The following is a 22,841-nucleotide window of genomic DNA, read 5'->3' as shown; positions in this document are numbered from 1 at the left end:
TTTTCATAATAATTAGTTAGAATAAAATCAGTAGTTAATAGAATAAAGATTATAGAAAAAGAGATCTATAGTTAGTGAAAGGATGAATAATATGAATTTTAAGTTAGAAGCAAGTATTATGAATAAATCTGAACTTAAAGAGTGTGCCAATTTGATGGTGAAAGTTTTTAGCAGCGAACCATGGTTTGATAAGTGGGAGTCAATAGAACATGCAGCTAATTATTTAAAAGAATTTATGGATAATCCTGTATTTATTGGATTTGTGATTAGGAAAAATGACAATATAGTAGGTGCTTGTTTTGGACATACAAGAAGTTGGTATGAAGGTAAAGAATATTATATAAATGAATACTTTATAGATAATAATTTACAAAATGATGGTGTGGGGTCAAAATTAATGAGCTATATTAAAGAATATCTGGCATCAAAAAGTATTCACTGTATTACGCTGATTACAAAAAAAGATGTTCCAGCTCGTAAATTTTATGAAAAGCATGGCTTTAAGTGCAACGAAGATAATATCTTTATGTATGACATTTTTTAGGATGATAAGCATTGAAAATTTGATTAGCAATGATGCTATTGTTGATATAGTTAAATGAAAAGCTTATAAAAATATATATGGGTTATTAACCAGTTAAAATAAATAATTAAATATGAATATAATATATGAATTAGTTTTATTTATAAAATCAAGAGAATCGATAAACATCGGTTCTTTTTTTATGGGATACATATATGAAGTTAAACTATGTTTACGACATAAGGGACGGTTCATAATTATAATCAATTTATTCTTTATTCTGAAAAAAAATTACAACTTCATTACAAAAAAATAATATGTTATATATATTAAATGGCTAAACTATGAAAAGGTTAAGGAGAAAAAGTGTTAAGAAGTATTCAAAATAACAAGAATTATTACCTTCACCAAATTTTAAAAAATATGTTATAGTATTTGTAAATGATAAATAGGCCGTTAATATTAATATATAGAAAAAATATATTAAAGGATTAAAATGACTTGTATATAAATCTTATAATACAATACATAACTTATTTATAATTTAAACTGACAGATTACAGTTATATTAATATAAGAATTTTTAAGGCTTAACAAAGTTTTGATATATTTTTATGGTCTATATATTGAACATTTAGAGCTAATAAATATAATTAAATAATTGTGTTTATTAGAATCAATAACTTATAAGGATAACAATATGGAGGATTTGTATGTGGGGTAACATAGTAAGACAAAGAAGCAGAATGATTGATACGATAAATATAGGCAGACGAAAAAGAAGAAAGAAAACTAACATGTTTGGAAAAATACTTTTTTTAGTGATGCTGATATGCATTTTATATATATCAATAAATTATTTTATTAAAGAAGATAATATTATTTTAAGTGATTCAGAAATAAATCTTTATATAAATGCAGCTGATGATGTAAGTAGGGGAAAACTTCAGGTTAATTGGAAATGCTTAGCTGCTATTGATGGAGTTAGATATAAAAAAAATTTTTCAAAAGCAAATACTGAAAATTTAAAAGAATTAGGTGAAAATTTTTTAGAGAAAGATGATACAAGTAGTAAAAAAGATACTTATAAACTTATAAATTTAGAGGATATGTTAAATAAGTTATCTTTCAATGAAAAAGAAAAAGAAAAAGTGCATAAATATTTAGCTGAGTTAGAGCTTATAGGATTAGCAAGTGATAATTTAAGAAAAGATTCTCCATATAGGGCTTTTATTGAGGAACTTTCTCCTAAAGCCATTGAATTATATAATAAGCACGGAATTCTTCCCTCTATAACAATAGGTCAAGCTATATTAGAATCTGGTTGGGGAAAATCAGATTTAAGTGTTAAAGCCAATAACTTATTTGGAATAAAAGCTGATAGCAGCTGGAAGGGTGAAAGTGTAAGTATGACTACATCAGAATATTATAATGATGTTATACAAGATAAATTTAGAAGATATAAAAATAAAACAGATTCTTTAGATGACTATGGCAAGTTTCTTGTTGAAAATGATAGATATAAGAAAAATGGGCTTTTTGAGGCCACTCAATACATTGGACAAGCTAAAGCGCTTGAGAATGCTGGATACAGTACTAAGCAAGATGAGAATGGAAATAATATATATTCTAATTTATTGATTAACGTAATAAAAGAAAATGATTTACAGCTTATTGATAATAAGGTACAAAGCCCAAAATAATTTTTAAAAGAATTATTATTAGAGAAATAGATAAGATTTCTTTAGTTAAAAAAATTATATAAGGGACGGTTCATAATTATATTCTAAATGATATTATAATATTTTATAAGAATAAAAATGAACCGTCCCTTATATATTAAAAGTATGGCTATATGGTAGTATTTATGGTATCCAAATAGGTACTATATTACATAATAGTGTCTACTTGATAAAAAATATATAACTGTTAATCTAGTTATATAAGGATACTTATAATGGGAGGTTTATATAATGGAATATTTTGAAGTTATTAAAAAAAGACACAGTGTAAGATCTTATAAATCTAATGAGGTTGAGCAGGAGAAGTTAGACATGATCTTAGAAGCTGCAAGGTTGGCGCCTACTGCTGTGAATTGGCAAGCATTTAAAATTATTGTTATACCTACTAAAGGAAGAGAAGAAGAGTTGAAAAAAATATATAAAACAGATTGGTTTGTTGAAGCACCATTAATTTTTGGTGTTTGCTCAATTCCTGAAAAATGTTGGTCAAGAAGAGATGGAAAAAGTTATAGTGACGTAGATGCTGCTATTGTAATGGATCATATAATATTAGCAGCTACAGACTTAGGGCTTGGAACTTGCTGGATTGGTGCATTTGACTCCCAAGCTGCAAGAGATATATTAGAGTTTGATCCTTCGTGGGAACCTATAGCATTTACACCTATCGGATATGCGAAGGAAACAACTTTTAAAAAGACAAGAAAGCCTATAGAAGATATTGTTGTTTATAAATAATATAGCTAAATCTCAGTATAGGAGTAAGCAATTATATTGAAAACCTTATTTGATGAAACCATGATTAATAAAATGAAAATTAAAAATAGAATTATCCGTTCAGCAACTTGGGAAAACATGATTGATGAAAGTGGGAAATTAAATGATGAATTAATTAAAGTATATGAAGATTTAGCAAAAGGTGGAGTTGGGCTTATTATTACTGGAACTGCATATGTGACTGAAGATACAAAAACTTTAAGTGGCCATATGGGAATTAATAACGATAGATTTATTAAGGATTATAAAAAGTTGACTGATATAGTTCATAGTCATGATTGTAGAATAATTCTTCAAGCTAATTATGCTGGTAAGGATGAGCAAATGTTAAAGCCAATAGAACTAACCCAAGAAGAGATTAGATCAATTATAAAATCCTTTGGAGATACAGCAGTAAGAGCAGAAAAAGCAGGTTTTGATGGAATTCAAATTCACGCTGCTCATGGATTTTTTCTAAGTCAATTTTTAAGTCCAGAAGATAATAAAAGAATGGACGAATATGGAGGCAGTTTAGAGAAAAATTCTAGAATTATTTTAGATTTATATAATGAGATACGTGAAAGAACAGGGGAGAATTTTAATATTTTTGTTAAAATAAACTGTATTGATTCAATAAATTACGAAAAAACCTTTGAAGCCTGTAAATATACATGTATTCAGCTTTCAAAGAAGGGGATAGATGGAATTGAAATCAGTGGTGAAATCAATAAAAAACTTTCACCATATACCGAATCTATATTTAGAGATTATGCTACCAAAATTGCTGAAGAGGTTGAAGTTCCAATTATTCTTGTGGGATTAAATAGAACACCTGCTATTATGAATGAAATATTAAATAAAACTAAAATTGAATATTTTGCACTTTCTCGTCCTTTAATTAGGCAGCCAGAATTAGTGAATATTTGGCAAGAGGATATTAATAAAATTCCTAAATGTATATCTTGTAATAAATGCTTTAGAACGGTGGGAAATAGATGTATATTTAATCTTTAAAAAAGTTTGAAATCCCCGCTAATTACTGTGGGGATTTGTCATCTTTAACATTTTCACATAAATGGTCAATATACTCATTTGCCCAATCACACATTAACTGTAATATTGGTACTACACTTTTTCCTAAATCAGAAAGAGAATATTCTACTTTAGGTGGAACTTGTGCATATACTTTTCTTATTATAAAACCATCATTTTCTAAGTCTCTTAATTGTTGCGTTAACATTTTTTGTGTAACCTTAGGTAAAAGCCTTTTAAGTTCACTAAATCTTAATGTTTCTTTTGATAAATGCCATAAAATTAATGATTTCCACTTTCCGCCGATTAAATCAATTGTTAATTCCATTGAACATTGATATTCTTTATTTTTTATTTTAACCACAATAAACACCCCTATCTATGGCAGATTTCTAATAGTATCAAATTTAATACTACTAAACTTAAAGATATGTACTTCCTAAAATATACATTACTATTATACCATGAGAATACAGTGAAGTTAGTATAATAATATTGACTTGTGCATCTTAGTGCATATATAATAGAAACATGATGAATAATAAAAATTTAAAATGTAATATGGATTGTATAAAAGGTATTGAAGAAATCTTTGATAATGAACTGTTTAAAGTATTATCAGAACCTATTAGGTGTGAGATAATCAAATATTTAGCTATTAATGGAGAAAGTGACATAAGCACTATTGCTGGCAATTTTGTTCAAGATCGTTCAGTAATATCTAGACATTTAAACCAAATATACAAGTTGAATTTACTTACTATGAGAAAAGAGGAGAGAAGGACAATTTATAATTTAAATGCTTTAGAGCTTTTAAATAAGTTTGAATTAACCACTGAAAAAATTAGGTTGTTAATAGGAGATTGTAACCCATAGAACTTCAGGGGATGATTTTTTTTGTTAAATATGTGCATATGTGCGCACTACACCATTAAGGAGGAGTATTATGGCGACAATTTTTTATTTTTCAGGTACTGGAAACTCATTAAACATGGCGAGGAAAATTGCAGAGAAATTGGATGGAAAGCTAATGCCTATAGTAAAGGCAATGGATATTGAGGAATTTAATGACGAGGTCATAGGTATTGTAGTACCTATTTACTGCATGGATATTCCTAATATTGTAAGAGAATTCTTAGAAAAAGTTAAATTCTCAAAGGGAAGTTATATCTTTCAGGTGGTTACCTGTGGTGGTGTGGAAGGCATAGGTTTTAATACTACAAAGAAAATTCTTGAGCAAAAAGGTTTAAAGCTATCCTATGGCTTTACAGCTATTCTTCCAGATAATAGTATAGCTTTACCTACAAAAGAAGAAAAGAAAATAGAATTTCTTAAAAATGAAGAGAATTATATAAATAGTATTACATTAGCTGTAAAAGAAAGAGCTGATAATTCAAATGAGCTCAAAGAAACGATTAAGAATTTGATCATGAGCAAAGTGCTAAAAAAAGGATTTAATTTTATTTATAAAATTGATAATAAGATTATAGATAAATCAAAGTGTGTAAAATGTGGAATTTGTGAAAAAGTTTGTCCGCTTTCTAATATTTATAAAGAAGGAGAGAATTTTATCATAGGAGACCACTGTGAAAATTGTTTTGCCTGTGCTCAATGGTGTCCAAAGAAAGCAATTTCCATTGGGAAACTTAATGTAAACGACAAAACACAGTATACTCATAAAAATATTACTGCTCAAGATATTAGTAATCAAAAAAGTAATGAATATGTAGTATAAAAAAGGTTATATGAAAATAATATTAGTCAAATAAGTTTTAATTACAGTCACTCAATATAGTTATCATAGAAACATAATATAAAATAATAAGCTTAAATAAAAAATTCGCCACAAATTTGTGGTGAATTTTTTATTGTTTAAAGGAACTTAATTATTTATATAAAACAATAGATATCCATATTATTTACTGAAAGATTTAAAGTTGTAACCATAAACATCGAAATATTTATTATAAGGGTTACTCTTTTCCTGGATAAGTTGTATAAAAAACCATTTTATATTAGTTATAATAGACCATAATTCATGATAAAAAAGCCCGATTTTAAAAGATTTTACATTTACTTATAAACTCTAAGTCTAATTAATGAAATTTATTTAGGAGGGTATTATGGAAATAATTTTTGAATATGAGGAAAAGGAATACTTAGCTATTAGTACAATATCCGTAATAGGAAATGTTAATAATTATGATCCTATTAAAGGGCAGATGTTAAAGGAAAATAATAAATGGAGTTTTAAATGTGTTCTTCCACCAGGTGAACATCATTATAAATTCCTTATTAATGGAGAATTAAGGCTTAATGATTCAACAGCTAATGTATATTTACCAGATGATAATGAGGAACTTTGGTCAGTAATTATGATTAATGAGCAAGATCAACGGCTTTATAATAACACTCAGTACACAACCCATATAGAAAAATACAATATAACTTCTAACATTCATGAAGAAGAATTTGTTGCTAATAAGAAGAATTTTAATATGATACTAGATAAAAAAATAGTGACAAGATTCCAATTTACTAATGTCACAGGACTACATGCGGTAACAACAGCATGGTATACACCAAAAGGAGAGCTATTTCAAAGCACAGAAAATAACTTATTTGCACCACAAGAAAATAATGATCCGATAATGATGTGGTTTTGGATGGATTTAGAAGATGATACACGTAAGTATCCTCATGGAGCTTGGACAATGAAACTATTCATAGATGGAGAGTTTATTTTAGAAGATCAATTTAATTTATTGGAGGCAAATTCATATTCATCACAAGGGCAACTGACCTATTAGTTAGATTTAATATAGAGTGAGTTATTTATAATATTATACTGACACCAATGGTTAAAGAGTTAAAATGTAAAATTAAAGTTATAAACACATTAAAATAATGTGTTTAAATAAATAAAATAAGTAAAGGAGTGAAGAGAATGATGAAATCTTCTCATATAGCTAATAATCCTAATCCAAATTTAAATCTTATTAATAATATGAACACATGTAAATCAACAATTAAGAAAATGGACAATAGTGATTGCAAAACAAATACAGAAAGTACTAATGTAAAAGTAACTGATAATGATTATAAAACATCAGTTATTAAAGACTTTAGTAATACTACGGAAATTGTGTCTACAGAGAAAAAAACAACTAAAAGTTCTGTAGGTAAGTTCTTTAAATCAATGTCAGAATCACTTTCTGTAGCTGCAAACACTGTAAAAAATGTAACAACATCAATATCAAATAATGTTAAGAAAACAGCAGTGTCTATAAGTGAAAGTGTTAAAAATACAGTGACTTCAGTTTCAAGAATTGTTAGAGAAGCATCAAATGCAGTAAGCGAAAATATAAAAAAGGTTTCTGAATCAGTAACTAATAAAATAACAAAAACTGCTTCACAAATAGCTAGTACTGTTAAACAAGTTACAACTACTGCGTCGGGGTTAAAACAAGCAGCTGAAGAGGTTAAAAATTCTGTTACAGCTATCATTAATACAACAGTAAAAACAGCAGTATCTGTAAGTGAAGATGTTGTGAATGTAGCAGGTAAAGTTGGACTTGCAGTAGCTAGTATCAAAGCTGTAACAAGTGATCCTAATAGTGGAATTATAAAAAAAGCAGTAGAAACTGCAGGTATTATAAAGAGTGGAATAGACTCTGTAAAAGAGCCTATAAAGAGAATACCAAATACTATTTCAACAGCTTATAAAGATATTGAAAAAAATTATAAAAATACTGTAAATACTATTAAAGAATCAATGTCTACTGTTAACGCAATTAAAAAAGATATAGTATCAGTTAGCAAAGAAGTAATTTCCACTGCAAAAACTATAGCAACTGAAGTAAAAGAGGCAAGTATAAGTATATCTAATACTTTGAAACAGTCTGCATCTGATATTAAAGATACAGTTACCAAAGGTATTAATGAAGTGACGCAGGCAGTAAAAGAAGGTTATACAGATTGCAAAAATGAAATTAATGAATCAATAGGTGATATAAAAAATAATGGTGGAATTAACCCAGCATTAGCTTAAAAATAAAACATTTAAATTATTTGTAGATAAAAGAAATATGTATATAACTTGTTAACTAACTTCCCTTAATAGGGACGGTTCATAATATATTCTATAAATAATATTATTTTATAAGAATAAAAATGAACCGTCCCTTTAATTTATAATATTATTTAGGACATAATTGATACCATTTATTTTCCATTGTAGGTGGAGTATAAGCTTTCATCTTATCTATTAATGATTTAGGGTTATCTGAAACTAAAATAAGCTTCATATTTGACTTATTCATAAAGCCTTCATTACAAGTCTTTTCAAGCATATTTAAAAGAGGATCAAAGAAATTTGAAATATTTAATATACCAATAGGCTTTTTATGAATACCAAGTTGGGCCCAACTTAGTATTTCAAAAAATTCTTCGAAGGTGCCAAGACCACCTGGAAGAGCTATAAAACCATCAGAAAGATCAGACATAGTTTGCTTTCTTTGATGCATATTTTCAACTTCAATAAGTTTGGTTAAATTTCGATGAACTATTTCGCCAGAGAAAAGGGCTTTAGGCATAACGCCTATAACTTTTCCATTATTTTTTAAAACTTCACTTGATACCTCACCCATAAGTCCTATCTTTGAACCACCATATACTAATTCAATTTCATTTTCTACTAATATTTTTCCTAATAATCTAGCACTTTCTTTATATTCAGGGCGTGATCCTAAGTTAGAGCCAGAATAAACACATATTTTTTTCATTGATATTACCTCCAATATTTTTAGTTATAATTTATAATGTTAAAAGATTATCTTAACTATTGCTCATAGGTTATTAGTTAAGATTTAAATATTAATTATAATTAATGAGTTTGAATAATATAAACACCTAAAATTAATAAAATAATTCCTAAAACTCTTAATGAATTTATTGTGTGAATTTGATTACCAAGCAATCCAAAATGGTCGAATATAACAGCAAGAATTATTTGACCACATATAACAAGACTAAACATATTAGCAAATCCAATTTTAGGAGAAGTAAATATGGTAGTAAATATATAAAATGCTCCTAATAATCCTCCTGTAAACATCCACCAACTTGTATTTTTAATATTAATAAAATTTTGAGGTGAACTAGAGCCGCTTAATACAGTAAAGAAGAATGTTATAGTAAGTACTATAGTTCCTACAGCGAAGCTAATAAGGGATGAAAGTATAGGACTTCCTATTTTTGAGCGAAGTTCTCCATTTATACCTACCTGTAATGTTAAGGCGAAACCTGATATTAGCGCTAGAAAGTAATATATAAATCTCACAGCATAACCTCCATATCTTTATTATTTGATTAATTTTATAAATTAATTATAATTAGTTTATAGATATAAATAAAATTGATATTTAATATAGGAGGTATACTAAAATTTTATATGTATATTAATCTTGAACTTTATAGAATTTTTTACGTCACAGCTAAATTAGGTAGTATATCTAAGGCAGCAAGAGAACTTTTTACATCCCAACCAGCTGTTAGCCATTCTATAAAATTGTTAGAAGAAAAATTAGGAGGACAAGTATTTTACAGAACTCCAAAAGGAGTTTCTCTTACAATAGAGGGTGAAGTTTTATTTAAGTATATAGAGCAGGGCTATGGGTTTATGCAGACAGCAGAAAGAAAATTTATGGAGCTTAAAAATCTTAATTTAGGTCAATTAAGAATAGCAGTTTGCAGTACAGTATGTAAATATTACTTAATGAATTATCTTGAAAAATATAAAAAAGAGTTTCCTAATATAAAAATTTATATTACAGATAAATCTACAAGTAAAATAGTTGAATTGCTAGAGTCAGGAGAAATAGATATTGGAATTATAAATATGAATATTAATAAAAAAGATTCACTTAATATTATAAAAACATTTAAAACACAAGATTGTTTCGTAGTAGGTGAAAAATATAAGCATATTTGTAAAAAACAAATAACTTTAAAAGAACTTACGAATAATTATCCTATTATTTTGCTAGAAACTGGTGGAAATTCAAGAGACTATATTGATAAATATTTTAGATCAAATTCTTTAGTTGTATCACCAGAGATAGAGTTAAGTAATATGGAATTATTGATTGAATTTGCAAGGAGAGGCTTAGGTGTTTCTTGTGTTATAAAGGATTATATTCAAAATGAATTAGAGGAAAAGCAACTATATGAAGTGCCTATTAAAGAAAAAATTCCTGAAAGGAATCTAGGAATAGTAACTAAAAAAGGTATTCCTATATCCACCGCATCAGAAAAATTTATTGGACTTATCAAAGATTTACACTAAGGGACGGTTCATAATTACAATTTAAATTATATTATAATATTTTATATAAGAGTAAAAATGAGTTCTCCATTCAATATTAATAATATATTTTTATGTTATAGCTGCAGAAATCAATATAGCTATTTTATATTTTAGAATAGGAGGAGATTAAAATAAGAGGGGCGATACTTGGAGAGTGTACTTATATGGACGAAATTTTTTTAGCATTTAATAATATGCAATTGAATTATAATTGGCTAATTACAGATTATGAATGCAATGATTATCCAGATGAAATGATACCTTATAATAAGGAGTATGTTTGGATTTCTGGAAGGGATTTATGGAGAGTTGTATGTGAAAATGGAATACAATTTATATGGGGAGTTTTTTCTGCCTTCTCTAAGGATGTTACCTTAAATAATGTTTTGAAATACTCTTTACCATATGCAGATGGAAACCCTAATTTTTGGGTTAAAAATATTAATATGCAACATCCTCTTGCTGAAATAGAAATAGTACCTTGGGATTCATCGCTTGTTTTGCTCATATCAAAGCATGATGAAATTATAGAGTCCTTTCTTAACTATTCTCCATATGCTGAAGACTTAGTAACATATAATAGTAGAGAATAAAAAACATCTACTTAGCTAAATTTCGACTAAGGGACGGTTCATTAAAAATATCTAAACTTTCTAATTATCATATGAAAATTTTGTTTAAGGCTTTAAGGAATGGCAATAATTATAAAAAACTACGATAATTGGAGGAATTAAGGTGGCTAGAACAGCTAGAGTATTAAGCGAAAGCGGAATATATCATGTTATGACTAGAAGTTTTCCTGATAAACCTTTATTTTATGATGATAAAGATAAAGAAAAAATGCTTCAAATCTTAAGAAAATTGCAGATTGAAGAAAATTTTAAGGTTTATGCCTACTGTTTAATGGATACCCATACCCATTTTTTAATAGACATTAATGGTGGAGATTTAAGTAAAATGATGAAAAAATTTAACTTAAGATATGGAGGATATCTTAGAACGTGCAAAAATCATAAAGGACCGGTATTTAGAGATAGATATAAAAGCAAGCCCATAAATAGCGATGCATATTTAATAGAAGTTTCTAAATATATACATAGAAATCCAGTAGATATAAAAGAATACAAAGAAAAGCCAGAAGAGTATACATATTCAAGCTTATCATTGTATCTAGGACTAGAAAAAAATAGATTTAATCTTTGTAATGAAGAATATATAATGAGTTTTTTTGGTAGGAGAAAAAGAAGAGCAAGAGAGAACTATTATAAAACTATGTTTAATATAGAAAAAGAAAAACTTAAAGAAATGGAATTTGAAAATGATAAGTCAGAATATAAAAGTGAAAAAATCATCTTACTTAGAAATTGTTCAGAAAAGGAAATAAGCAATTTTATTTGTGAGAAAACAGGTGTTGAGGAGATAGAGTTAAAACTAAAACATAGAAGAAAAAGTAGAAAGGCAAAGGCGATATATACAGTTTTTTTAACCCAGTTCAGTGGCAAAAGCCAAAAAGAAATATGCAAAACACTAAAGAACATAACACAATCTAATGTATCTATACTTTGCAAATATGGAGTAGAACTGATAATTAAAGATAAATTTTATAAAACTATGTTAGATGAATTAGTAGAAGTTAATCTTCAAAAAATAGCATGTTAATATAAAAAAAATTTTTTATATACTATGTTATTATGATTGTAAGAAATAGGACAAGCTTGAAATATTACAATAAGATTTTGATAAAACTTAAGATAATAACAAATCTAAATATATGTAATTAATTAAAATAAGCAAGAATATTGAATTTTTATTTTTTATCTAAGGGACGGTTCATAATTATATTCTAAATAAGATTAAAATATAAGAATAAAAATGAACCGTCCCTTATACTTAAAGGATTAATTTATTGGTAAGAATAGGTTAATAAAAATGAGGAAGAAAGCTTAAAAATATATGTATATAATTGTTATTAATATATGATTTTAGAGGTGAGTTTAGTATGGATAAGATTACAACTACAGAAAAATGGAATGCTGTAATAGATTGCAATAAGCAGTATGATGGATTATTTTATTATGCTGTTAAATCAACAGGTATTTTTTGTAGACCATCCTGTAAGGCTAAGACACCACTAAAAAAGAACATTTTATTTTTCAATAGTGTAGATGAAGCTATAAATGCAGGCTTTAGACCGTGTAAAATATGTAGACCAGATATAAATGAACATATTTATGAACCTAATAAAATATTAATTGAAAAAGCAAAAGATATGCTAACTTTAAATTATAATAGTGAATTTAACTTAAAGTTTATATCTCAAGAAATTGGTATAAGTGAAAGTTATTTTAGAAGACTATTTAAGCAATATTATAGTTTAACACCCAATGAATATATTTTTAAGATAAGGATTAATAGGTCTATGGACTTATTATCAAAAACTGATTTAGACATACTTGAAATAGCTTATGAAGTTGGATTTAAAAGTTTGTCTAATTTCTACAAATATTTTAAAGAACAAGTTGGATATACACCAAAGGAATATAGAAAAAGAAATAATATAAATGAGGTGAGTATAAGATAATGCCTTTATTTTTTTATGATACAGATATAGGAACAATTGGAATAGAGGAAAAGAAGGGAGAGATATGTGGTGTATACTTTAAAGATAAAAGGTTACCACAAGAAGTAGATATTTATGAGACAGAAATAATAAAAGAAGCATCATATCAACTTAATAAATATCTTTCCGGAAAGCTTAAAACTTTCTCATTACCTTTAGCCCCTAGTGGAACAGGATTTATGCAAGAAGTATGGCAATTGATATGTGAAATCCCTTATGGAAAAACTTTTACTTATAAGGAATTAGCAGAAAAGGTTGGCAGACCTAAAGCAGCACGTGCAATTGGGCTTGCATGCAACCGTAATCCAATACCAATTTTTATTCCATGTCATCGTGTTGTAGGTAGTAATGGTAAGCTTAATGGATATATTGGAGGAATAGATATTAAAGAACGATTATTATTATTGGAGGCAAAGCGATGAAGGGATTAATACAAATTTATAATTTACTATTAACGGCTTATGGGAAAAGAAGTTGGTGGCCTGCAAAGACAGATTTTGAGATGATGGTTGGAGCAATACTTACACAAAATACATCATGGACTAATGTTGAGAAAGCAATAACCAATTTAGGAGATAATTTATCACCAGAATTTATAGAAACTGTTTCAAATAAAGAACTTGGAGAAATTATACGACCTAGTGGATACTATAATCAAAAGGCGATTAGACTAAAGGCCCTTACTTCATGGTTTAAAAAATACTCATATGATATTAAAAATACAGAGGGTATAAATGGACAAGTATTACGTGATGAATTATTAGAAATTAAAGGAGTTGGAAGGGAGACTGCTGACTCAATTTTAACTTATGCTTTAAATATTCCTTTTTTTATTGTAGATACTTATACTAAGCGCATATTATATAGAATTGGATATGATATACCTAAAAATTATGATGAGTTAAGAATTAAAATTGAGGAGAGTATACCAAAGGAGTTATACATATATAATGAATTTCATGGCCTTATCGTAGAACATGCTAAACGTTATTGTAAAAAGTCACCTAATTGTAGAGAATGCCCACTTGAATCTATATGTGAAAAGAGAATTTTAGTAGCTATATAAAGTAATTGATGTTCTAAGGGACGATTCATAATTATATTCTAAATTAAGCTCTTAATTTTAGGAATAAAAATGAACCGTCCCTTAGAATTTTAAACATATTAGAAAGTTGATACATATTAAAAATATATTTAAACTTTTAAGAAATATTAAAAAAAAAATATATCTATGTAGTTTTTTGTCTACTTGTGTTAACTAGTATGTTATTGTATAATCGGAGTAGCGTAACAAAATTGAATAATAAAGAAATAGGTTTAGTGCAGATAATTGCCTGCATTAATTAAAAGGGAAGCTGGGTGAAAATCCCACACGGTCCCGCCGCTGTAAGAGTGTAGTCTTTTCAAATAAACCACTGGGAAACTGGGAAGGTAGAAAAGATGATAATACTTGAGTCAGAAGACCTGCCTATTTTTTCACCGAAACTCTACGAGTGATGGAGGGTGTTTTAGATATTTCTTATTTTACACAAGGAATAGTAAAACCTCTTGATTTTTGAATTGAGAGGTTTTTTTATATGAAAATTTTTAAAAGATATTCTAGAGGAGGGGAATTGAATGAATAAAAATAAACCTTTGAAAATAGCTTTTTATGGAAAAGGTGGTATAGGGAAATCTACAATAGCATCAAATGTTGCAGCAGCTTTTTCTAGTATTGGACTTAAAGTTCTTTTTATAGGTTGTGATCCTAAAAGCGATTCTAGTAGAAGTTTAATAGGCAAAAAGATACCATCTGTTATTAAAAGTCTTAAAGAGAAAGGAAACAATATCGTAGAAGAAGATATTATAAAGATAGGCTTTAATGGGATTTCTTGTGTTGAAGCAGGTGGCCCTGAAGCTGGAGTTGGCTGTGCAGGAAGAGGCATAATAACTATGGTGGAAGAACTTGAACATCTTAATATCTTTCAGAAGTCTTGGGATGTAATTATATATGATGTATTAGGTGATGTTGTTTGCGGTGGGTTCTCTGTTCCAATGAGGGAAAAATATGTAGATGCAATATATATAGTGTCTTCTTCAGAGTTTATGTCTATGTATGCAGCTAATAATATTATGAAAAGTGTAAAAAGATTTTCAGAAAATCAAGACCCTATTTTTGGTGGACTTATTCATAATCATAGAAATTATGACTCCAATGATTATGTAATAAAAAAATTTGCAGATAAATGCTCTACACAAATGGTTTCACAAGTGCCATATAGTAAAGAAATAGCCATTGCAGAACTTGAAGGAAAAACAGTCTTAGAAAAGTTTTTTGAATCTGAAATTTCCAATGTATTTATTGGTTTAGCAAAGAAAATATTAGACAAGGCTGATTATAGTATTCCAAATCCCTTAAGTGAAGAAAAATTAGAATTATTTTCAAAAGAAGTTGCACAAATAAATTTAAATATAAGAACTAACTAGAAGGGGAATGTTATGGAAGAATTAAAAAAACATGATGATTTAAAAAGAATTAGGGAAAAATCAGTATTAAGAAGAGCCATACATAAAGATAGTTGTAATGAAGTTATAGACCTTGCCTTAAAGATTCCAGACATACATGTATTAGTTCTTGGACCAGAATCTTGCTTAAGGGTACTTTATTTTAGAGCTTTTAGAAAAGAACTCCTAGATAGATTTTACATGCTTAATGTTACAAATATTGATCTAATTACTAATAGTCATATGGAGTCATTAAAGAGTGCTCTTGAATCTATTGTCGTAGATTCAAATTATACATCAAAAGGGATTATCGTATATATTTCCTGTAGTGATATTGTTATGGGAACAGATTTTACCAGTGGTATTCAATATATTGAAGAAAAATATAAAGTTCCTGTAAAAATATTTCAAAGAGGTCCACTTTCAAAAAGAAGAATGCTTCCAAAGGAAAGATTAAGTAATATATTTGCTGAAATTTTAGAATTTCATAATAAATCAAGTAATGATATTAATAAAAAAGCTGTAAATATTTTAGGAGAAGAGAGAGTTTCAAAGGATAGTAGTTTATATAAGATAATAAATAAAAGTGGATATGATAAAATCAATGATTTCTGTAATTTAAATGATTTTAAAGATTTCATGGAGTTTTCTAGAAGTAATATAAATATAGTTACTCACAAATTTGGAATAAATTTAGCTAAAAACTTAGAAAAAAAATATAATATTCCATACTGTTTTATTCCTCAAAAGTATATATTAGATGATTTGAGAATTAATTATCTAAAGTTATCTGAATTTTTAGCAGTGAAGGATGATTTTGAAAATATTGAAAAAGAATTTGAGAAATATTTAATGAGTATTCCAGAGGATATTTTTCATAAAAGCCTTGCAGTTGGTTTAAAAGATAATTCATTAGAAATTGCTATTTCACTTTTACAATGGGGATTTGATGTAAGGGTAGTATTTATAGAGAATATCTCTATGGAACAATTTGAAAAAATAAAATCCTTTAAAAATACAAATGAAATAAAGATTTACACAAATTCTTTTTTAAAAGAAAAAAATAACAATGAATTTAAACATATTGAAATTGCTATAGGAGAATATGCAATAAATAAATGTCCTAATGCTAAACTTGTAAACTATAAAGAATCTTATGATATATCCTTTGAAAATATTAAGAATTTAATAGGAGATTTAATATGATGAACTTATGCAAATATTTACCTCCAATAGCTAGTGATTATTCAGGAGTATCTTCAATAGTTTTTGAAATGAATTCATTGAATATATTATATTCACCAGGGGGATGTGATCACTCTATTATAGAGGTAGATGAAATAAGAAATTTTTTTAAAACTTCACTTTTAAGTACAACTCTTAATGAAATTCATGTAATAGCTGGAGCTGAAAATGAGTTTATAGAGAGCTTGAAAAAAATCGATATAAGTAACTTTGATTTTATTTCGCTTATAGGAACGCCTATATCTGCTCTTACTGGAGTTGATTTTAATAGTATTGCCTCCAAAATTGAAAGAGAATTAAAAATACCAGTTGTAGTTTTTAATACTAGTGGCTTTGAAAGTTATCCAATAGGAATTTCTGAAGGATTGTTTAAATTAGGAGAAAAGTTTTTAAATGAATCTAATATAGGCTTAAGAGAGGATTATATTAATGTAATCGGATATACTCCCTTTGTATTAGGGAATAGAGTACATTTGGACGAGCTATTTGAAGCTTTACATAGCTCTTCATATAAAATTAATACATTTGGAGAAGATGGATACAGTTTAAATAATATAAAGCTTTTATCCAAAGCAAAGATTAATATAGTTATTTCTTTGGAAGGACTAAAATTAGCTAAATACATGAAAGAAAAATTCAATATTCCATATATTCTAGAATTACCAGTTGGAATGACAGGGATGAGAAATTGTATAGATACCTTAGAAGGATTTAATATTTCTATTGCTAAAGATATACGTTTAAAACACTCAAATATAGATATAGGTAATAACTACAAATTAGATGATAAAAAAGTTTTTATAATAGGAGAGCCTTTCATTGCCACCGCCGTAGAAAAATGTCTTAAAGAAGATTTTACAATAAATAATATATCTATCTTATCAACAATAAAAAAAGGGACTAATTCTGAGAGATTTTATGTAAATAATGGATATTCTGAAGTGGAATTTTTTGAAGAAGAAAAGAAAATTTTAGAGGAAATAAGTAGTGGAGATATTATTATAGCTGATCCTATTTTTCAAAATTTTATTTCATATGAAAATAACGTGAAGTTTATTCCACTCCCTTATTTAGGATTTAGTGGAAGGGAGTTTTCTCATATTGATTATGAATACATTGGGGAAAAAGGATTTAACTATTTTAAAAAATACTTAGAAAATTAATAGAGTTTAGGAGAAGTTTTTATGAATAAAAAAACAAGAAGTTTAAAATTAATAGTTATGTCAGTACTGTTAATATCAATTTTTATTATAGGGGGATGTTCAAATAATAAAAATAATGAGTCTACTGAAAAGGAAAGCACTAAGCAAACAGAAAAAGAAAAAACAGATGGAGCTAAGACTATTGTAGATACTACAGGTAAAGAAGTTAAAATGCCTTCGGAGATTAAATCTATTGCAGCAGTACCAATTCCATGGGCTTCTATAATTTATACAGTTGATGGTAATGGGGAAAGAATTAGTGGAATGCATCCTTCAGCGAAAAAATCTTATGAAAAATCTATCTTAAAAGATATGGCTCCAGAGCTTAAAAATGCAAGCACTAATTTTGTAGATAATGATTTCACAATACATATGGAAGAAGCAAAAAAGCTTAATCCTGATGCTATGATAATATGGGATTACCAAGAAGCTGAAATTGAACAGCTAAAAAATATTGGGATACCTGGTATTGCATTAAAATATGGGACCCTTAAAGATCTTCAAAATGGAATAAAAGTTATAGGAGATGTATTAGATAAACAAGAACAAGCATCAAAATTAGTAGAATATCATAAGGAAACAGAAGAGTATTTCGTTTCAGTAAAAGATAAATATGAACAAAGTAATAAGCCAAGAGTATTGTATTTAAGAGATGAAGAACTTAAAGTTGCGGGTAGTAAATCCGCTAATAATACCTTTATAGAAATGTCTGGAGGAGAAAATGTATCTAAGGATACTCCAGGTCAATGGGTAAACGTAACCATGGAGCAAATAATTGAATGGAATCCAGAAATAATCTATTTAAGCAATTTTTCTGATTTCAAACCAGAAGATATTTTAGAAAATAAGATTGAAGGACAGGATTGGAGCAAAATTGATGCAGTAAAAAATAATAAAGTATATAAGACTCCAATGGGGATTTATAGGTGGGATGCTCCTTGTGCTGAGACTCCAATTATGATTAAATGGATGGCTACTGTTCAGCAGCCAAAAATATTTAATAAATTAGATATTAAAAAAGAATTAAAAGATTTCTATACAAAATTTTTAAATTATAATTTAAAAGAAGATGAAATAAATAGAATATTAAATATAAAGTAGTGGTAGTTGATAATGAATAAATTGCATGAACAGAAAAGAAAAAAACAAATTAAATGGTCTATAATGATAGTCATGCTTATGATTACCTTTTTTGTATCATTATTTATGGGAAGATATATTGTTTCGCCTAAAGTGGTATTAGAAATATTGCATAGCCATATTTTTAAAGTTAATTTAAATATGTATGAAGTTGAAAAATCAGTAGTTCTTGGGATAAGGCTCCCAAGAACTATACTTAGTCTACTTATTGGAGCGGGTTTAGCTATTTCTGGAACTACCTTTCAAGGTTTGTTTAAAAATCCATTAGTTAGTCCAGATGTATTAGGAGTTAGTAGTGGAGCTGGTTTTGGTGTAGCTTTAGGGATATTAATATTTAATAACTCTACATTTACTTCATTAAGTGCATTTATTTTTGGTATAGTAAGTGTTGCTTTAACATTTTTACTTGCGAAAAATAAAAATAAAGTTTCCGTATTATCACTTGTTTTATCCGGAATTGTAGTTTCATCTATTTTTTCTTCATTAATATCCTTAGTAAAATATGTTGCAGATCCATATGATAAACTTCCAGCTATAACCTATTGGCTAATGGGAAGCTTTGCAAAAACATCTTTTAAAGATATTAAATTAGTTACAGTTCCAATAATGGCAGGAATTATTATACTGTTACTATTGAGGTGGAGGATTAATATACTTTCTCTTGGAGATGAGGAGGCTAATTCTCTTGGTGTTAATCCAGTTAAAATTAGATTAATTGCAATAATTTGTGCTACTATAATTACTGCATCATCTGTAACAGTAGTTGGAGTTATAGGATGGGTTGGATTAGTAATACCTCATATAGCTAGAAGAATAGTAGGAGTTGACCATAAAAATTTATTACCGGCTTCAGGAATAATTGGTGCAATATTTTTAACTATAGTAGATATTGTCGCAAGAACAGCTACTTCAGTTGAAATACCTATTGGTATATTAACTGCTTTAATAGGAGCTCCATTCTTTGGATATTTATTAAAGCGCAATAGGAAAGTAACAGGTGATTGGTAATGATTATAGAAGTAAAAAACGGAACTTATTGGTATATAAAAGGAAAATCAGTATTAAACAATATAAGTTTTTCTCTTGAACAGGGAAGTGTAATGACTATTTTAGGTCAAAATGGTGTAGGAAAAACAACCTTATTAAAATGTATATCAGGTTTATTAAAATGGAAGTCAGGCGAAACCATCGTACATGGCAGAAAAATTACGTCCATTAATGACTTTTGTGAAATTGGTTATGTACCCCAGGCTAGAGGACTTGCTTTTCCATATACAGTTAAAGAGATGACATCTATGGGGAGAGCAAGATATGTAAAAATGTTTTCAGTACCTTCTAAAGCAGATATAAAAAAAATAGAAGATACTTTAGAAGACATAGGAATAGCACATTTGGCAGATATCCCTTGTAATCAACTCAGTGGAGGACAACTTCAATTAGTATATATTGCAAGAGCATTAGTAGCTGAGCCTAAGGTGTTGATTTTGGACGAACCTGAATCTCATTTAGATTTTAAAAATCAGCTTTATGTATTAAAGCTGATAAAACATTTGGTAGATGAAAAGGGCATTTCATGTATTATTAATACACATAATCCTGAAAATGCTTTAAAAATATCTGATAAAACATTATTTTTAGGAAAAAATGACTACTTAGTAGGAGAAACAAAAAATATAATCACAGAAGAAAATATTAAAAAATATTTTGATGTGACTTCAAAAATAGTATCAGTGTCTCATGAAGATGAAATATTAACAACCATTATAGCTATAAAATAATAACTTTATTTTGTAATTATGATTTGGCACAAAGAAAAAAGCTATGAGCAAGGGTTTATGGCTTTTTAGAAAAATTAATATTAGATTTTCTTGTCTTAATTAGTTTTATACAATTGAAATTATGTAAATATAAAAGCAAAGGTTTACTTTTAGTAGTAAGTCTTTGCTTTTATGTATAGTTATTTTTTAATGAATTTCATCATATATATTTTATTTGAACTTCTTTACAGTTAGCGTTCAATAGATGTGGGGAGAATAATAAGAATAAAAACATATGGTGAGAGTTGGTATTTGATATAGTGTTAGTGGGTATATTATAGTTTATATAGTATTTGTTTTATAATGAGAAGAATTAAAATAGAAGTATATAAATATTGATATAATGCTTTATATTATATAGATAGAGGAGAGATTATAATTGGAGAATGATCTTGGATCTAGTAACATTATTTTTCAACTTATTCTTGTGGTAGTATTAACCTTAATAAATGCATTTTTTTCTTCTGCAGAAATGGCAATAATATCTATGAATAAAAATAGAATTAGAATACTAGCAGAAGAAGGAAATAAGAAAGCACAATTGCTAGAAAAATTAAATGAAGAGCCCAGTAAATTATTAGCAACAATTCAGGTAGGTATTACATTAGCAGGATTTTTCTCAAGTGCTTCTGCTGCTACAGGAATATCCAGTTATTTAAGTAGGTATTTATCACAGTTTAATATTCCTTATGTTAATCAAATATCATTAATATCAATTACAATAATAATAGCATATTTAACTTTAGTTTTTGGAGAATTGTACCCAAAAAGAATTGCATTACAAAAATCAGAAACAATTGCAATGCTTTCTATAAAGCCTATATTAATTGTTTCAAAAATTACTGCACCATTTGTAAAACTACTCTCCTTATCAACAAATGCGCTTGTAAAACTATCAGGATTGAGTACAGAAAATTTGGATGAAAAGATATCAAGGGAGGAAATAAAGTCATTAGTTCATGTAGGGAGAGAGCATGGTGTTTTTAATGAAACAGAAAGTGAAATGATAAATAGCATCATTGAATTTGATGACAAGTTAGCTAAAGAGGTAATGAAACCTAGAACAGAAACGTTTTTGCTGAATATAAATACCCCTATAATGGAAGTCTTAGATAAATTATTAAAAGAAAATTATTCAAGAGTACCTGTATATGAAGAAAATCCAGATAATATTATAGGTATTCTATATATGAGAGATATGCTTGCTGAAGCAAAAATAAAAGGGTTTGAAAATATAGAAATAAGGCCAATACTTCATAAACCATATTTTGTAATAGAAAATAAACCTATCGATGATTTGTTTAAGGAATTACAGTCAAGTAAAATTCATATGGCTGTTTTAATTGATGAATATGGTGGATTTTCGGGTATAGTAACAATAGAGGATTTAATTGAGGAAGTTATGGGAGAGATCAATGACGAGTATGATGAATTAGAACTACTTATTGAAAAAATAGATGACAATACATTTCTTATCAATGGTCTTCTTTCACTAAATGATTTTAATAGTTATTTTGATGTAAATCTTCAATGTGAGGACTTTGATACAATTGGTGGATTCTTATTAAATATAATAGGTGGTATACCTGAAACGGATGAAGAGAAATTAGTTGAGTATGAAAATCTATCATTTAAAGTAGAAGAAATACTTGATAAACGTATAAGTAAGATAAAGATGTATATAGGAAGATAGATGTTAAGTACTTATTTTGAGTAAATGCAGTTTGTAAATTATATTTGCTTTTGTGTATTAAAAACTATGTCATAAGAAGATGAGTTCTGAAAAGCTTTAGGAATGAATATAATAAAAAAGATATGTTTTTAAATTATAAATAATATTGCTTTTTATTAGATAAACTTCACTGTATTTATTTTATTTAAACATGCCTACAGTTAATACTTCACATATGTAGAGG

24 protein-coding genes and 1 riboswitch are annotated in these 22,841 nt (G+C 27.5%); of the genes, 21 read left to right on the top strand and 3 right to left on the bottom strand.

The features are described 5' to 3' along the window. Nucleotides 1-91 precede the first annotated feature (91 nt). The 4 genes from ACWPW7_RS18425 to ACWPW7_RS18410 all read left to right on the top strand — a co-directional run bounded on the left by ACWPW7_RS18425 (nt 92) and on the right by ACWPW7_RS18410 (nt 4,032). Nucleotides 92-544, top strand: a complete 453-nt coding sequence (locus ACWPW7_RS18425; RefSeq protein WP_454054689.1) for a GNAT family N-acetyltransferase — start codon at nt 92-94, stop codon at nt 542-544. A gap of 725 nt (nt 545-1,269) precedes the next feature. Continuing rightward, nucleotides 1,270-2,226 (top strand): glycoside hydrolase family 73 protein, encoded by a 957-nt coding sequence (locus ACWPW7_RS18420; RefSeq protein WP_454055536.1) that lies wholly within the window; start codon nt 1,270-1,272, stop codon nt 2,224-2,226. Between the two features lie 270 nt (nt 2,227-2,496). Beyond that, nucleotides 2,497-3,000, top strand: a complete 504-nt coding sequence (locus tag ACWPW7_RS18415) for a nitroreductase family protein (protein WP_454054688.1) — start codon at nt 2,497-2,499, stop codon at nt 2,998-3,000. Between the two features lie 36 nt (nt 3,001-3,036). Further along, nucleotides 3,037-4,032, top strand: coding sequence for an NADH:flavin oxidoreductase (locus tag ACWPW7_RS18410; RefSeq protein WP_454054687.1), 996 nt, complete (start codon nt 3,037-3,039; stop codon nt 4,030-4,032). 22 nt (nt 4,033-4,054) lie between these two features. Here ACWPW7_RS18410 and ACWPW7_RS18405 read toward each other — a convergent pair whose 3' ends face one another. Next, entirely contained in the window at nt 4,055-4,378 is a 324-nt protein-coding gene (locus ACWPW7_RS18405) for a winged helix-turn-helix transcriptional regulator (RefSeq protein WP_454055535.1), read from the bottom strand. A gap of 206 nt (nt 4,379-4,584) precedes the next feature. On the opposite strand from ACWPW7_RS18405, the gene ACWPW7_RS18400 reads away from it, so the two are divergent. From ACWPW7_RS18400 to ACWPW7_RS18385, 4 genes are all read left to right on the top strand, one after another. Then, on the top strand, nt 4,585-4,926 hold the full coding sequence (locus tag ACWPW7_RS18400; RefSeq protein ID WP_039633779.1) for an ArsR/SmtB family transcription factor: 342 nt from the start codon (nt 4,585-4,587) through the stop codon (nt 4,924-4,926). Between the two features lie 70 nt (nt 4,927-4,996). After that, nucleotides 4,997-5,785: an EFR1 family ferrodoxin gene (locus ACWPW7_RS18395; protein ID WP_454054686.1), complete on the top strand. Its 789-nt coding sequence runs from the start codon at nt 4,997-4,999 to the stop codon at nt 5,783-5,785. 388 nt (nt 5,786-6,173) lie between these two features. Continuing rightward, nucleotides 6,174-6,860 (top strand): hypothetical protein, encoded by a 687-nt coding sequence (locus tag ACWPW7_RS18390; protein WP_454054685.1) that lies wholly within the window; start codon nt 6,174-6,176, stop codon nt 6,858-6,860. Nucleotides 6,861-6,997: 137 nt separating this feature from the next. Next, entirely contained in the window at nt 6,998-8,101 is a 1,104-nt protein-coding gene (locus ACWPW7_RS18385) for a hypothetical protein (protein WP_454054684.1), read from the top strand. Nucleotides 8,102-8,249: 148 nt separating this feature from the next. Here ACWPW7_RS18385 and ACWPW7_RS18380 read toward each other — a convergent pair whose 3' ends face one another. Further along, nucleotides 8,250-8,834, bottom strand: coding sequence for an LOG family protein (locus ACWPW7_RS18380; RefSeq protein ID WP_454054683.1), 585 nt, complete (start codon nt 8,832-8,834; stop codon nt 8,250-8,252). A gap of 101 nt (nt 8,835-8,935) precedes the next feature. After that, the gene (locus ACWPW7_RS18375) at nt 8,936-9,391 is read right to left on the bottom strand and encodes a DMT family transporter (RefSeq protein ID WP_454054682.1); all 456 of its coding nucleotides are present in this window, start codon (nt 9,389-9,391) and stop codon (nt 8,936-8,938) included. Nucleotides 9,392-9,502: 111 nt separating this feature from the next. Here ACWPW7_RS18375 and ACWPW7_RS18370 point away from each other — a divergent pair, with 111 nt between their 5' ends. From ACWPW7_RS18370 to ACWPW7_RS18310, 13 genes are all read left to right on the top strand, one after another. Beyond that, nucleotides 9,503-10,396 carry a LysR family transcriptional regulator gene (locus ACWPW7_RS18370; protein ID WP_454054681.1) on the top strand — a complete coding sequence of 298 codons (894 nt, stop codon included), beginning with the start codon at nt 9,503-9,505 and terminating at the stop codon, nt 10,394-10,396. Nucleotides 10,397-10,581: 185 nt separating this feature from the next. Further along, nucleotides 10,582-11,010, top strand: coding sequence for a hypothetical protein (locus ACWPW7_RS18365; RefSeq protein WP_454054680.1), 429 nt, complete (start codon nt 10,582-10,584; stop codon nt 11,008-11,010). 142 nt (nt 11,011-11,152) lie between these two features. Continuing rightward, nucleotides 11,153-12,076, top strand: coding sequence for a transposase (locus ACWPW7_RS18360; RefSeq protein ID WP_454054679.1), 924 nt, complete (start codon nt 11,153-11,155; stop codon nt 12,074-12,076). A gap of 340 nt (nt 12,077-12,416) precedes the next feature. Beyond that, on the top strand, nt 12,417-12,998 hold the full coding sequence (locus tag ACWPW7_RS18355) for a bifunctional transcriptional activator/DNA repair enzyme AdaA (RefSeq protein ID WP_454054678.1): 582 nt from the start codon (nt 12,417-12,419) through the stop codon (nt 12,996-12,998). Continuing rightward, nucleotides 12,998-13,459: a methylated-DNA--[protein]-cysteine S-methyltransferase gene (locus tag ACWPW7_RS18350; RefSeq protein ID WP_454054677.1), complete on the top strand. Its 462-nt coding sequence runs from the start codon at nt 12,998-13,000 to the stop codon at nt 13,457-13,459. Before ACWPW7_RS18355 ends, ACWPW7_RS18350 begins: the two co-directional genes overlap by 1 nt. Beyond that, entirely contained in the window at nt 13,456-14,103 is a 648-nt protein-coding gene (locus ACWPW7_RS18345) for an endonuclease (protein WP_454054676.1), read from the top strand. Before ACWPW7_RS18350 ends, ACWPW7_RS18345 begins: the two co-directional genes overlap by 4 nt. A 230-nt stretch (nt 14,104-14,333) precedes the next feature. Then, a riboswitch (cobalamin riboswitch) is annotated at nt 14,334-14,523 on the top strand. A gap of 131 nt (nt 14,524-14,654) precedes the next feature. Next, nucleotides 14,655-15,503 carry a nucleotide-binding protein gene (locus ACWPW7_RS18340; protein ID WP_454054675.1) on the top strand — a complete coding sequence of 283 codons (849 nt, stop codon included), beginning with the start codon at nt 14,655-14,657 and terminating at the stop codon, nt 15,501-15,503. A gap of 12 nt (nt 15,504-15,515) precedes the next feature. After that, complete coding sequence (locus ACWPW7_RS18335; protein ID WP_454054674.1) at nt 15,516-16,727, top strand: nitrogenase component 1; 1,212 nt, start codon at nt 15,516-15,518, stop codon at nt 16,725-16,727. Beyond that, a complete protein-coding gene (locus ACWPW7_RS18330) occupies nt 16,724-17,929 on the top strand; it encodes a nitrogenase component 1 (RefSeq protein WP_454054673.1) in 1,206 nt (401 codons plus the stop codon). The genes ACWPW7_RS18335 and ACWPW7_RS18330 overlap by 4 nt, the downstream gene beginning before the upstream one ends. Before the next feature lie 21 nt (nt 17,930-17,950). Beyond that, entirely contained in the window at nt 17,951-19,069 is a 1,119-nt protein-coding gene (locus tag ACWPW7_RS18325) for an ABC transporter substrate-binding protein (RefSeq protein WP_454054672.1), read from the top strand. A gap of 12 nt (nt 19,070-19,081) precedes the next feature. After that, nucleotides 19,082-20,116: a FecCD family ABC transporter permease gene (locus tag ACWPW7_RS18320; RefSeq protein ID WP_454054671.1), complete on the top strand. Its 1,035-nt coding sequence runs from the start codon at nt 19,082-19,084 to the stop codon at nt 20,114-20,116. Continuing rightward, nucleotides 20,116-20,886 carry an ABC transporter ATP-binding protein gene (locus ACWPW7_RS18315; protein WP_454054670.1) on the top strand — a complete coding sequence of 257 codons (771 nt, stop codon included), beginning with the start codon at nt 20,116-20,118 and terminating at the stop codon, nt 20,884-20,886. The genes ACWPW7_RS18320 and ACWPW7_RS18315 overlap by 1 nt, the downstream gene beginning before the upstream one ends. Before the next feature lie 418 nt (nt 20,887-21,304). Further along, entirely contained in the window at nt 21,305-22,618 is a 1,314-nt protein-coding gene (locus ACWPW7_RS18310; RefSeq protein WP_454054669.1) for a hemolysin family protein, read from the top strand. Nucleotides 22,619-22,841: the final 223 nt, after the last annotated feature.

It is taken from the genome of Clostridium sp. Marseille-Q7071 (assembly GCF_965112025.1).
Note: the sequence above shows the minus strand (reverse complement) of the source record. Positions and strands in the feature narration are given on the sequence as shown.

Excerpts from the sequence above, each read along its gene's own strand:
- ACWPW7_RS18425 (WP_454054689.1), top strand. The coding sequence starts at position 92 with ATGAATTTTAAGTTAGAAGCAAGTATTATGAATAAATCTGAACTTAAA.
- ACWPW7_RS18420 (WP_454055536.1), top strand. The coding sequence starts at position 1,270 with ATGATTGATACGATAAATATAGGCAGACGAAAAAGAAGAAAGAAAACT.
- ACWPW7_RS18415 (WP_454054688.1), top strand. The coding sequence starts at position 2,497 with ATGGAATATTTTGAAGTTATTAAAAAAAGACACAGTGTAAGATCTTAT.
- ACWPW7_RS18405 (WP_454055535.1), bottom strand. The coding sequence starts at position 4,378 with ATGGAATTAACAATTGATTTAATCGGCGGAAAGTGGAAATCATTAATT.
- ACWPW7_RS18400 (WP_039633779.1), top strand. The coding sequence starts at position 4,585 with ATGAATAATAAAAATTTAAAATGTAATATGGATTGTATAAAAGGTATT.
- ACWPW7_RS18395 (WP_454054686.1), top strand. The coding sequence starts at position 4,997 with ATGGCGACAATTTTTTATTTTTCAGGTACTGGAAACTCATTAAACATG.
- ACWPW7_RS18390 (WP_454054685.1), top strand. The coding sequence starts at position 6,174 with ATGGAAATAATTTTTGAATATGAGGAAAAGGAATACTTAGCTATTAGT.
- ACWPW7_RS18385 (WP_454054684.1), top strand. The coding sequence starts at position 6,998 with ATGATGAAATCTTCTCATATAGCTAATAATCCTAATCCAAATTTAAAT.
- ACWPW7_RS18380 (WP_454054683.1), bottom strand. The coding sequence starts at position 8,834 with ATGAAAAAAATATGTGTTTATTCTGGCTCTAACTTAGGATCACGCCCT.
- ACWPW7_RS18370 (WP_454054681.1), top strand. The coding sequence starts at position 9,503 with ATGTATATTAATCTTGAACTTTATAGAATTTTTTACGTCACAGCTAAA.
- ACWPW7_RS18365 (WP_454054680.1), top strand. The coding sequence starts at position 10,582 with ATGGACGAAATTTTTTTAGCATTTAATAATATGCAATTGAATTATAAT.
- ACWPW7_RS18355 (WP_454054678.1), top strand. The coding sequence starts at position 12,417 with ATGGATAAGATTACAACTACAGAAAAATGGAATGCTGTAATAGATTGC.
- ACWPW7_RS18350 (WP_454054677.1), top strand. The coding sequence starts at position 12,998 with ATGCCTTTATTTTTTTATGATACAGATATAGGAACAATTGGAATAGAG.
- ACWPW7_RS18345 (WP_454054676.1), top strand. The coding sequence starts at position 13,456 with ATGAAGGGATTAATACAAATTTATAATTTACTATTAACGGCTTATGGG.
- ACWPW7_RS18340 (WP_454054675.1), top strand. The coding sequence starts at position 14,655 with ATGAATAAAAATAAACCTTTGAAAATAGCTTTTTATGGAAAAGGTGGT.
- ACWPW7_RS18335 (WP_454054674.1), top strand. The coding sequence starts at position 15,516 with ATGGAAGAATTAAAAAAACATGATGATTTAAAAAGAATTAGGGAAAAA.
- ACWPW7_RS18330 (WP_454054673.1), top strand. The coding sequence starts at position 16,724 with ATGATGAACTTATGCAAATATTTACCTCCAATAGCTAGTGATTATTCA.
- ACWPW7_RS18325 (WP_454054672.1), top strand. The coding sequence starts at position 17,951 with ATGAATAAAAAAACAAGAAGTTTAAAATTAATAGTTATGTCAGTACTG.
- ACWPW7_RS18320 (WP_454054671.1), top strand. The coding sequence starts at position 19,082 with ATGAATAAATTGCATGAACAGAAAAGAAAAAAACAAATTAAATGGTCT.
- ACWPW7_RS18315 (WP_454054670.1), top strand. The coding sequence starts at position 20,116 with ATGATTATAGAAGTAAAAAACGGAACTTATTGGTATATAAAAGGAAAA.